The sequence below is a fragment of the Streptomyces sp. NPDC002403 genome (assembly GCF_053593015.1).
In genome coordinates this window covers 72,961-84,075 of the sequence record NZ_JBSFBQ010000035.1, presented here as the reverse complement: position 1 = coordinate 84,075, position 11,115 = coordinate 72,961, and the positions used below count along the sequence as shown (strand labels likewise).

The following is an 11,115-nucleotide window of genomic DNA, read 5'->3' as shown; positions in this document are numbered from 1 at the left end:
CTTGAAGGAGGAGAAGCCGTGCTCGCGGGCGAAGCGCCGGGCCTGGGCGACGACACCGGCCGGGTCGAGGGCGGCGCCCCAGTCGTCCTGTTCACGTGAAACATGACCCCACCCCTCTTGCCGGCTCCGGCGGAGGGCACTGTTTCACGTGAAACAGTGCCCTCCGCTCTGCCGTGCCCGGGACGCTAACGAGCCTCTCCGGTGTGCTTCCACCGGAACAGCAGCACGGCGACGACCGCGTAGAGAACCGCCACCCCGATCACCACCGTGACCGATCGCCCGTCAGGAGGGAGTATCAGGGCGGTGACCGCGGCGGCTCCCACGAAAGCGACGTTGAACAGCACGTCGTAGAGGGAGAAGACACGGCCACGGAAGGAGTCCTCCACCGCGGTCTGCACCACCGTGTCGGTCGCGATCTTCGCCCCCTGGGTGACCAGACCGAGGACGAACGCCGCGACCAGCATCGGTACGAGGGCGAACCACAGCCCCAGCGCGGGTTCGAGGACAGCGGCGCCCGCCGCGCACACCGCCATCCAGCGGAACCGGCCGAGCAGGCCCACCGCCCACGGTGTCAGTACGGCCGCGGCGAAGAACCCCGCGCCCGAGACCGCCACGGCCAGCCCGAGGAGGGCCAGGCCTTCGGACTCGCTGTCGGTCCAGGCGTACCGGCACAGCATCAGCACCATCACGGTCAGCGCTCCGTAGCAGAAACGCATCACGGTCATGGCGGCCAGCACCCGGGTTGCCTGCTTGCGCTCGGCCAGATGGCGCAAGCCTTCGGCCAGCCCCCGTGCCGTGGTGGCCAGGGCCCTTCTCAGCTCGATCCGGTCTCCGTCCCGATCCGGCCCCAGGAGTCCGGTCGCAAGGGCCAGGGAGGCCAGCGCCGAAGCGAGATAGAGCGTCGCGCTCAGCAGTACCACCGCGGCGTCGGAGTTCGCGAGCAGCAGCCGTACGACGAAGGCGAGGCCGCCACCCGCCGTGGCCGCGAGCGTTCCGGCAGTCGGTGAGAGCGAGTTGGCCAGGACCAGCCGGTCGCTGTCGACGACACGTGGCAGCGCGGCCGAGAGACCGGCCAGGACGAAGCGGTTGACCGCGGTGACGCACAGCGCCGAGGCGTAGAAGAGCCAGTCGGGTACGGAGCCGAGGACGAGGAGCGCCGTGCAGCAGGCGAGCGCGGCGCGCAGCAGGTTCCCGTACAGAAAGACCTGGCGGCGCGGCCAGCGGTCCAGCAGGACGCCTGCGAAGGGTCCGATGAGCGAGTAGGGCAGCAGCAGCACCGCCATCGCGGACGCGATGGCCCCTGCCGAAGCCTGCTTCTCCGGCGAGAAGACGACGTGAGCCGCCAGCGCCACCTGGAAGACACCGTCGGCCGACTGGGAGAGGAGTCGTACGGCCAGCAGACGACGGAAGTTCCGAAGGCGCAGAAGAACGCGCAGATCACCCACGACGGCCATGCGATCAAGAGTCACATACGTTGAGGGTCCCCGGACAGATTGCCCGGGGACCCTCAACGGTACGGAAGGGGCGAAGCGTTGCCGCTCGGCACCCGGCCGCATGGACGTGCCGTGTCCGGCTGCGTCAGTTGGCGACCTCGCCGCGGATGAACTTCTCGACGTTCTCGCGGGCCTCGTCGTCGAAGTACTGGACCGGCGGGGACTTCATGAAGTACGAGGACGCGGAGAGGATCGGGCCACCGATGCCACGGTCCTTGGCGATCTTCGCGGCGCGCACGGCGTCGATGATGACACCGGCGGAGTTCGGGGAGTCCCAGACCTCGAGCTTGTACTCCAGGTTCAGCGGAACGTCACCGAAGGCGCGGCCTTCGAGGCGCACGTACGCCCACTTGCGGTCGTCCAGCCACGCGACGTAGTCCGACGGGCCGATGTGGACGTTGTTCTCGCCGAGCTCACGGTCCCGGATCTGGGAGGTGACGGCCTGCGTCTTGGAGATCTTCTTGGACTCCAGGCGCTCACGTTCGAGCATGTTCTTGAAGTCCATGTTGCCGCCGACGTTCAGCTGCATCGTGCGGTCCAGGATGACACCCCGGTCCTCGAAGAGCTTCGCCATCACACGGTGCGTGATGGTGGCGCCGACCTGCGACTTGATGTCGTCGCCGACGATCGGGACACCGGCCTCGGTGAACTTGTCCGCCCACTCCTTGGTGCCGGCGATGAAGACCGGGAGAGCGTTGACGAACGCGACCTTGGCGTCGATGGCGCACTGCGCGTAGAACTTCGCAGCGACCTCGGAGCCGACGGGCAGGTAGCAGACGAGAACGTCGACCTTGCGGTCCTTGAGGATCTGGACGATGTCGACCGGGGCCTCGGCCGACTCCTCGATGGTCTGGCGGTAGTACTTGCCGAGACCGTCGTGGGTGTGGCCGCGCTGGACGGTGACGCCGGAGTTCGGCACGTCGCAGAGCTTGATGGTGTTGTTCTCGCTGGCACCGATGGCGTCCGCGAGGTCGAGACCGACCTTCTTCGCGTCGACGTCGAAGGCGGCGACGAACTCGACGTCCCGCACGTGGTAGTCGCCGAACTGGACATGCATCAGACCGGGCACCCTGCCGGCCGGATCGGCGTCCTTGTAGTACTCGACGCCCTGGACCAGCGAGGCGGCGCAGTTGCCCACGCCGACGATGGCTACGCGAACCGAACCCATTCCGGTTGCTCCCTGTGTGTTTTGGATGTTCCCGAAGGCCCCGCGGATCTGCGGGGACCTCACTTTGCGGTGTCGTCGGACGGATCCGGCGGGGTGTCACCCCGACGCCGGGGCAGGCCGCCCGTCTCTCCTGCTGTGTTCTGCTGAGCTTCGCCCCCGGGCGAGGACCGTCGCTGATCCCGTCCCGACCGCTCGCTCTCGATGAGCTCGTTCAGCCAGCGCACTTCGCGCTCCACGGACTCCATGCCGTGTCGCTGCAGCTCAAGTGTGTAGTCGTCGAGGCGCTCGCGAGTACGGGCCAGAGAGGCCCGCATCTTCTCCAGCCGCTCCTCCAGCCGGCTGCGCCGGCCTTCCAGCACTCGCATCCGCACCTCGTGCTCCGTCTGCCCGAAGAAGGCGAAACGGGCTGCGAAGTGCTCGTCCTCCCAGGAGTCGGGGCCGGTGTGCGAGAGCAGCTCCTCGAAGTGCTCCTTACCTTCCGCCGTCAGCCGGTAGACGATCTTGGCGCGGCGCCCGGCCAGCGACGAGGCGGGGGCGACGGCACGGCCGGTGGTGGGCGGAAGGTCGGCAGGGGCGGCCCCCGGCTCCTCGATCAACCAGCCGTTGGCGACCAGCGTCTTGAGGCAGGGGTAGAGGGTGCCGTAGCTGAAGGCGCGGAAGATCCCCAACGAGGTGTTGAGACGCTTGCGCAGCTCGTAGCCGTGCATCGGGGACTCGCGGAGCAGACCGAGAACGGCGAATTCGAGGATGCCGGAGCGTCTGCTCAACTTCGCCTCCTTCTCCGAGTGCGTCCGAGTGGGTCCGAGCACGTCCAAGGGCTCCTGCGGAGCCCTGTGCCGGGCTGATGTACCGAGCTGATGTATCGACTCGATACATCACGACGATAGATCGGTCGTCGCGATGCGACAAGAGGAGCCATCGTGAACGGCGTCACATCGCGAATTCATAGGCACCGACTTGCGTTGTTTGAGGTGAAGTTCGGCCCTAGGAGGGTTTTGACCGTGCGTAGTCTGTGCGGCATGCAGACCACCGGGAACCGCGTGACGCCCGCGCGCGTCAGTCTTCGCGGACCAGCCGGACGCATGGCGGACGAGCCTGGCGCAGGGCTGGTCCGTAATTCGGGGGGACCGGATCTCAACTGCCGCTTCCAGGCGCTCTCGCCTGCCCGAGGAGTAGTCGTTCGATGAGCGAGCACCGTCGCAAAACGCCGCAACCGCAAGGTGGCGGGCGTGCAGCGGCCAGACGAGCCGCCCAGCAGTCCTCAGGACGCCGGGCCGCGCCGTCACGTGGAGTAACTTCCGAATCACCTTCTGATTCGAATGGTGGGGACAGTCCGTACGGCGGACGCGCGGCGGCCCGACGAGCCGCCCAGCGCGGCGGCGCGGGCCGCGGCGGCGGTGGCGGTGGACGCCGTCGCGGTGGCGGTGGCGACGGCGGTCACGAGGGCCCCGGCAGGGGACGTGGCCGCTCGGGCCAGCGCCCTGCCAAGAAACGCTTCATCGACTACCCGCGCGCCGGGAAGTACGGCGTGCGGCGCTGGGTGCCGTCGTGGAAGCTGGTCTCCGGCCTCTGTATCGGCTTCCTCGGCGTACTGATGGGCATCGGCGGAATCGCGTACGCGATGGTCGGCCTGCCCAATGTGAACGAAGCCGCGAAGGCGCAGAACAACGTCTACCTGTGGGACGACGGTTCGCAGATGGTCGCCACCGGTGGTGAGGTGAACCGCCAGCTCATCACCTACGCGCAGATTCCCGACGCCATGCGGAACGCCGTGATCTCCGCCGAGAACAAGTCCTTCGAGCACGACCGGGGCATCGACCCCATGGGCATCGCCCGGGCCCTGTTCAACATGGCCACCGGTGGTGAGACCCAGGGTGGTTCGACGATCACCCAGCAGTACGTCAAGAACTCGCGTCTTTCCCAGGAACAGACCTTGAGCAGGAAGTTCCAGGAACTCTTCATCACGCTCAAGGTCACCAACAAGATGAAGAAGAACGCGATCATCACGGACTACCTCAACGTCTCCTACTACGGGCGGGGCGCTTCGGGGATCCAGGCGGCGGCCCGTACGTACTACGGCAAGGACGCCGTGGACCTGAATCCGAGCGAGTGCGCCTTCCTGGCCACACTCCTCAAGGGCGCGTCCTACTACGACCCGGCGGGCGCCCCCGAGGTCGATCCCAAGCAGGCGACGGCGAAGCTGAACGCCGAGCGGGCCGAGAAGCGCTGGAAGTGGATCCTCGACGAAGAGGTGAAGGACGGGCGTCTCGCGAAGGCGGAGCGGGACAAGTACACCAAGTTCCCGGCCCCCCTCGAGCCGAAGAAGAACGCCCAGCTGGGCGGCCAGACCGGATACCTGGTGGACCTGGCCAAGAAGTACTTCCTCGCCAACAACACCGAGGGTGTCACGGCGGAGATGCTGGCCCAGGGCGGCTACCAGATCCACACCACCTTCAACAAGAAGAAGGTCAACGAGCTCAACGACGCGGTCAAGAAGGTCTATGACAGCAAGATCAAGCCGAAGGAGCGCCCCGCGACGGACACCCACGTCCAGTTCGGCGGCGGCTCGGTGGATCCCAAGACCGGGGCCATCGTGGCGATCTACGGCGGTCAGGACGCGACCAAGCACTTCACCAACAACGCCGACCCCACCGGCGCACAGGTCGGTTCGACCTTCAAGCCGTTCGTGCTGGCTGCGGCGATGGAGTACGGCAAGCGGAACCCTGAACTCCCGGAGGACCAGGGTCTGTCGGATCGCACGAAGGTCTCGCCGCTCAGCATCTACAACGCCGATAACAAGCTGAAGATCAAGAAGTACAACGGCGAGATCTGGACCGACGAGAACGGCAAGGAGTGGCTGCAGGCCAACGACGGCGGTGAGTCGAAGGGCAACATCACCCTTCGCGAGGCGATGCAGTGGTCCGCCAACTCCCCGTATGTGCAGCTCGGCATGGATGTCGGCACCGACAAGGTGAAGGACGTCGCCATGGCCGCCGGGCTCAAGGACGACGAACAGATGGCGGATTCGCACGTGCCGTCGTTCTCCATCGGTACGTCCTCGCCCAGTGCGATCCGTATGGCCGGCGCGTACGCGACCTTCGCCGACAGCGGCATGCAGCGCGAGCCGTACTCGGTCTCCGAGGTGAAGCACGAGGGCGAGGTGATCTACCGGCACAAGGACGCCCCCAAGCGCGCCTTCGATCCCGCGATCGCCGACAACGTCACCGACGTCCTGAAGAACGTCGTCGAGAAGGGGACCGGTACCCCCGCCCAGCTCCCCGGCCGGGACGTCGCCGGCAAGACCGGTACGACGGACGACAACAAGTCGGCCTGGTTCGTCGGCTACACGCCGCAGCTGTCCACGGCCATCAGCATGTACCGGCTCGACGACGACGCGGCGAACAAGAACCGCAAGTTCGAGAAGATGTACGGCACGGGTGGCGAGAAGACGATCCACGGTGCGTCGTTCCCGGCCCAGATCTGGCACGACTACATGGCGGGGGCGCTGAAGGGTAAGCCGGTACTGACCTTCCCGGAGCCCGGACCGATCGGGGACAAGGTCTACGGCGGCGGTGCGCAGAGCCCCACGCCGACGCCCAGCGCGACGACGAACCCGTCTCCGACCACGTCGGTGGACAAGTCGCCCTCGATGCCCACGACCCCGTCGCCGCCCGCCACCCCCACCGAGACCTGCGATACGTGGGACTGGAACTGCCAGCACAACAACGGCGGGACCAGCACCGGTGCGAACGGCGGAGACACCGGTGGTGGCCCCGATCCGTCGACGACTCCCGATCCACCGACCGGCGGGAACGGAAACGGCGGGAACGGGAACGGCGGCAACGGCAACGGAGGGAACGGCAACGGCGCGATCTTCGGCGGACCGGCCGGATAGCGCCCGCACGGCCCGCCGGGCCGGCCCGGTCATGAGGGCCGCCGCACCACACGGTGCGGCGGCCCTCGTCGTATCCACAGCCCCGTACGGCAGGATGAGCGGCATGCCAAGCGCAGAAGACACGAGCGTGCACCAGCACCAGGAACGGTCCGTCGTGCGGCCCACGCACCAGGACGAGGTCGCCGCGGCCGGCAGCGAGCTGATCGGCGGCCGGTCGGGGCGCTGGACCCGGCTCGGCAGCACGGCGCTCACCCCCGTGGGCGTCGTCGCGCTGGTGGCCCTCGGGATGTTCGCGCTGGGCATGGTGCAGAAGCTGCCCTGCTACAACTGGGCCTGGTTCAGAGGCGCGGGTTCGCAGTACACGCACGCCTGTTACTCGGACATTCCGCACCTCTTCGCCGCGCGTGGGTTCTCCGACGGCCTCGTGCCCTACTTCGACCGGCTGGCCGGCGACATGCAGTACCTGGAGTACCCCGTTCTGACGGGCGTGTTCATGCAGGTCGCCGCCTGGCTGACGCCCGGCGGCTCCATCCAGCACCGCGAGCAGATGTACTGGATGGTCAACGCGGGCATGCTGATGATCTGCGCCGTGATCATCGCCGTCTGTGTCGCCCGCACGCACCGGCGCCGCCCCTGGGACGGGCTGCTGGTCGCCCTCGCGCCGGCCTTCGCGCTCACCGCCACGATCAACTGGGACCTGCTGGCCGTCGCGCTGACGGCCGCCGCGATGCTCATGTGGTCCCGGGGAAGGGCGCTGGCGTTCGGCGTCCTCATCGGGCTCGCCACGGCCGCCAAGCTCTATCCCGTGTTCCTGCTGGGGCCGGTGTTCGTCCTGTGCTGGCGGGCGGGCACATGGCGGGAGTTCGGCAGGGCGACGCTCGGGGCGGTGGTGTCCTGGCTGGTGGTGAATCTGCCGGTGATGGCGCTCGCCCCCGAGGGCTGGAAGAAGTTCTACACGTTCAGCGAGGAACGGGGCATCGACTTCGGATCCTTCTGGCTGATCATCACCCAGCGCACCGGCGAGAGCATCGAGGTCTCGACCGTCAACACCGTCTCGACCCTGACGACGGTCCTGCTGTGCGCGGCCATCGGCGCGCTCACCCTGATGGCGCCGCGCCGGCCCCGCTTCGCCCAGCTGGCCTTTCTCGTCGTCGCGGCGTTCATCCTCGTCAACAAGGTCTACTCGCCGCAGTACGTGCTGTGGCTGATCCCCTTGGCCGCCCTGGCCCGGCCGCGCTGGCGCGACTTCCTGATCTGGCAGGCGTGCGAGGTCATGTACTTCCTGGGGATCTGGATGTACCTCGCGTACACGACCAGCGGGGACAAGCACCAGGGGCTGCCCACCGAGGGGTATCAGCTGGCGATCGCCCTGCACCTGCTGGGCACGCTGTACCTCTGTGCCGTGGTCGTACGGGACATCCTCATGCCGGAGCGGGACGTCGTACGGCGCGACGGTTCGGACGATCCGTCCGGCGGGGTGCTCGACGGGGCCCCGGACGCGTTCGTGCTGGGGCGGGCGGCGCGTCCGCCGCACCACGCCCACGCCGCGGTGGAAGGGCCGCGGGTGGAGTGGGGCGCCGGGCACGGCCCGGTCGCCGACTGAGGGCCGGGTTCCTCCCGTACGGAGGGACCCGGAGCTGTCCTGGGGTCTTTCGTTCGGATCATGCCGGGCTCGCGGGGCCTGGCCTGATCCGAACGAAAGACCCTAGCGGTCGACGAGGCGGTCGAACTGGGTGGTCGTGTGGCGCAGATGGGCCACCAGCTCGTCGCCGACCTTCGGCTCCTGGGCATCCGACGGGACGAACAGGATCGACACCTGCATGTGCGGCGGCTCGGCGAACCAGCGCTGCTTGCCCGCCCAGACGAACGGCGACAGATTGCGGTTGACGGTGGCCAGGCCGGCGCGGGCGACCCCCTTGGCGCGAGGCATCACACCGTGCAGGGCCTTCGGGGCCTCCAGGCCCACGCCGTGCGACGTACCGCCGGCGACGACCACCAGCCAGCCGTCCGAGGCGGCCTTCTGCTGGCGGTAGCCGAAGCGGTCGCCCTTGACCACCCGCGTGACGTCCAGGACCGCGCCCCGGTACTCCGTCGCCTCGTGGTCGCCGAGCCACAGCCGGGTCCCGATACGGGCACGGAAGCGGGTCTGCGGGAACTGCTGCTGGAGCCGGCCCAGCTCCTCGGCGCGCAGATGGCTGACGAACATGGTGTGCAGCGGCAGCCGGGCCGCGCGCAGCCGGTCCATCCAGCCGATGACCTCCTCGACCGCGTCCGAGCCGTCCGTGCGGTCCAGCGGCAGGTGCAGGGCGAAGCCTTCGAGACGCACGTCCTCGATGGCCGCGTGCAGCTGTCCGAGCTCCTCCTCCTTGACGCCATGACGCTTCATCGAGCTCATGCACTCGATGACGACCCGGGCACCCACCAGCGCGTGCACGCCGTCCACGGAGGACACGGACCGGATGACGCGGTCGGGCAGCGGCACCGGCTCCTCGCCCCGGCGGAACGGGGTGAGGACCAGGAGGTCGCCGCTGAACCAGTCCTTGATGCGGGCCGCCTCGTAGGTGGTCCCGACGGCGAGCATGTCGGAGCCGAAGCGGATGGCCTCGTCGGCCAGCCGCTCGTGGCCGAAGCCGTATCCGTTGCCCTTGCAGACCGGGACGAGGCCGGGGAACTGGTCGAGGACGGATTTCTGGTGCGCCCGCCAGCGCGCGGTGTCGACGTAGAGGGAGAGCGCCATGGCCGGTCCGGAACCCTTCTGGTGGCTGCTGTGTGGGAGGTGTGTGGAGCCGAAGTCCCCATTGAAACCAATGAAGCCGGTTTCGTCACCGGGACGACGCGTATCGGACGAGGCGTATCAGCGGCGCGACATGTAGATGTCGAGCGCCTTGTGCAGCAGCTTGTTGAGCGGGAAGTCCCACTCGCCGAGGTACTCGGCCGCCTGCCCGCCGGTGCCGACCTTGAACTGGATCAGACCGAAGAGGTGGTCGGTCTCGTCCAGCGAGTCGGAGATGCCGCGCAGGTCGTAGACGGTGGCCCCCATGGCGTAAGCGTCGCGCAGCATCCGCCACTGCATCGCGTTCGAGGGCCGGACCTCGCGCTTGTGGTTGGCGGACGCGCCGTACGAGTACCAGACGTGCCCGCCGACGATCAGCATGGTCGCGGCCGCGACGTTCTCGCCCTCGTGCCGGGCGAAGTACAGCCGCATCCGGTTGGGGTCCTCGGTGTTGAGGGCCGTCCACATGCGCTGGAAGTAGCCCAGCGGACGCGGCCGGAAGTGGTCGCGCTCCGCCGTGATCTCGTACAGCCGCTGCCACTCGTCGAGCTCGGCGTAGCTGCCCTGGACGACCTCGACGCCGGCCTTCTCGGCCTTCTTGATGTTGCGTCGCCACAGCTGGTTGAAGCCCTTGTGGACGTCTTCGAGCGAACGATTCGCCAGCGGCACCTGGTAGACGTAGCGCGGCTGCACGTCACCGAAACCGGCGCCGCCGTCCTCGCCCTGCTGCCATCCCATCTTCCGCAGCCGGTCCGCCACTTCGAAGGCGCGCGGCTCGATGTGGGTGGCCTCGACGTCGCGCAGACGCTTCACTTCCGGGTCCTGGATGCCCGCCTTGATGGCGGGCGCGTCCCAGCGACGGATGATGACCGGCGGGCCCATCTTCACGGAGAAGGCGCCCTGCTGCTTGAGGTGCGCCAGCATCGGCCGCAGCCAGTCGTCCAGGTTCGGGGCGAACCAGTTGATGACCGGGCCCTCGGGCAGATAGGCGAGATAGCGCTTGATCTTCGGCAGCTGCCGGTAGAGCACCAGGCCGGCGCCGACGAGCTGTCCGCTCTTGTCGAACCAGCCGAGGCTCTCGGAGCGCCACTCCGCCTTCACATCAGCCCATGCCGGGACCTGCATGTGACTCGCCGCAGGCAGACTCTGGATGTATGCCAGATGCTGCTCTCGGCTGATGGTCCTCAGGGTCAGGCTCATGCGGGGCGCTCCTCGGCAGGTGTGTCCCCATCGGTCCAGGGGCTCCGGCTCTCGCGCCGAAGCCTACTGTGACCGACCGGCACGCCGTCTGGCCCTATGGGACCTCGCCTCCCGGCCACCGCCGCGCCCCGGGTTTCCGGGGCCCTGTACGGGGCAATGGCGCAGGTTCCCGGCACGGGAAACGGCGCGAGGCCCTGTGTGGGTCCTCGCGCCGTTCCGTGCGTCCTGTCACCGGACGCGGATCATCCGCTGTCCGTCGTGTGTCAGCCCACCACACCGCCGAAGAGGCCGCCGTGGGCCATGCCCAGGAAGAAGCCGATGGCGGCTGCGCCCATGCCGATGATCAGCGGGAACCGTTCACGCGTGGTCACCGAGATGTACTGCCCGTACGCACCCGTGAGGATCCCGATGAGTCCGGCCCACGAGCTGATCAGATGCAGGTTGTGGAACATCGCCGTCACGAAGGCGAGCACACCGAGGATCAGCGTCACCGCCACCAGGACTTCCTGGCGGGGATGGGGCTTGCCGTCCGTGGCGAGAAGGGAGACGGGGGGACGGGGTCGTATTGCCTGTGCCATGGAGTACC

Annotated in this window: 9 protein-coding genes; 2 read left to right on the top strand and 7 right to left on the bottom strand. The window is 68.1% G+C overall.

All coding sequences use genetic code 11. From position 1 onward, the window contains the following. Positions 1-185: 185 nt before the first annotated feature. The 4 genes from ACWCPY_RS30250 to ACWCPY_RS30235 form a co-directional block, all read right to left on the bottom strand. Positions 186-1,454: an MFS transporter gene (locus tag ACWCPY_RS30250; RefSeq protein ID WP_451270228.1), complete on the bottom strand. Its 1,269-nt coding sequence runs from the start codon at positions 1,452-1,454 to the stop codon at positions 186-188. A 124-nt stretch (positions 1,455-1,578) separates the two neighbouring features. After that, positions 1,579-2,661, bottom strand: coding sequence for an inositol-3-phosphate synthase (locus ACWCPY_RS30245; protein ID WP_451270226.1), 1,083 nt, complete (start codon positions 2,659-2,661; stop codon positions 1,579-1,581). 59 nt (positions 2,662-2,720) lie between these two features. Continuing rightward, positions 2,721-3,428, bottom strand: a complete 708-nt coding sequence (locus tag ACWCPY_RS30240; protein WP_406252702.1) for a PadR family transcriptional regulator — start codon at positions 3,426-3,428, stop codon at positions 2,721-2,723. Positions 3,429-3,964: 536 nt separating this feature from the next. Then, complete coding sequence (locus ACWCPY_RS30235; RefSeq protein ID WP_451270224.1) at positions 3,965-4,102, bottom strand: hypothetical protein; 138 nt, start codon at positions 4,100-4,102, stop codon at positions 3,965-3,967. Between the two features lie 87 nt (positions 4,103-4,189). Here ACWCPY_RS30235 and ACWCPY_RS30230 point away from each other — a divergent pair, with 87 nt between their 5' ends. Both ACWCPY_RS30230 and ACWCPY_RS30225 read left to right on the top strand, forming a co-directional pair. After that, positions 4,190-6,556: a transglycosylase domain-containing protein gene (locus ACWCPY_RS30230; protein ID WP_451270222.1), complete on the top strand. Its 2,367-nt coding sequence runs from the start codon at positions 4,190-4,192 to the stop codon at positions 6,554-6,556. Between the two features lie 103 nt (positions 6,557-6,659). Next, a complete protein-coding gene (locus tag ACWCPY_RS30225) occupies positions 6,660-8,159 on the top strand; it encodes a glycosyltransferase family 87 protein (RefSeq protein ID WP_451270220.1) in 1,500 nt (499 codons plus the stop codon). Positions 8,160-8,261: 102 nt separating this feature from the next. Here the strand turns inward: ACWCPY_RS30225 and ACWCPY_RS30220 are convergent, their stop codons facing one another. The 3 genes from ACWCPY_RS30220 to ACWCPY_RS30210 form a co-directional block, all read right to left on the bottom strand. Beyond that, positions 8,262-9,293, bottom strand: coding sequence for an alanine racemase (locus ACWCPY_RS30220; protein WP_093895066.1), 1,032 nt, complete (start codon positions 9,291-9,293; stop codon positions 8,262-8,264). 117 nt (positions 9,294-9,410) lie between these two features. Then, a complete protein-coding gene (locus ACWCPY_RS30215; protein WP_451270218.1) occupies positions 9,411-10,529 on the bottom strand; it encodes a lipid II:glycine glycyltransferase FemX in 1,119 nt (372 codons plus the stop codon). A 263-nt stretch (positions 10,530-10,792) separates the two neighbouring features. Further along, positions 10,793-11,107 carry a hypothetical protein gene (locus tag ACWCPY_RS30210; RefSeq protein ID WP_362441376.1) on the bottom strand — a complete coding sequence of 105 codons (315 nt, stop codon included), beginning with the start codon at positions 11,105-11,107 and terminating at the stop codon, positions 10,793-10,795. Positions 11,108-11,115 lie beyond the last annotated feature (8 nt).

Bases quoted from the DNA above. Each gene is read 5' to 3' on its own strand.
- ACWCPY_RS30215 (WP_451270218.1), bottom strand. From the start codon at position 10,529: ATGAGCCTGACCCTGAGGACCATCAGCCGAGAGCAGCATCTGGCATAC.
- ACWCPY_RS30210 (WP_362441376.1), bottom strand. From the start codon at position 11,107: ATGGCACAGGCAATACGACCCCGTCCCCCCGTCTCCCTTCTCGCCACG.
- ACWCPY_RS30225 (WP_451270220.1), top strand. From the start codon at position 6,660: ATGCCAAGCGCAGAAGACACGAGCGTGCACCAGCACCAGGAACGGTCC.
- ACWCPY_RS30220 (WP_093895066.1), bottom strand. From the start codon at position 9,293: ATGGCGCTCTCCCTCTACGTCGACACCGCGCGCTGGCGGGCGCACCAG.
- ACWCPY_RS30245 (WP_451270226.1), bottom strand. From the start codon at position 2,661: ATGGGTTCGGTTCGCGTAGCCATCGTCGGCGTGGGCAACTGCGCCGCC.
- ACWCPY_RS30250 (WP_451270228.1), bottom strand. From the start codon at position 1,454: ATGGCCGTCGTGGGTGATCTGCGCGTTCTTCTGCGCCTTCGGAACTTC.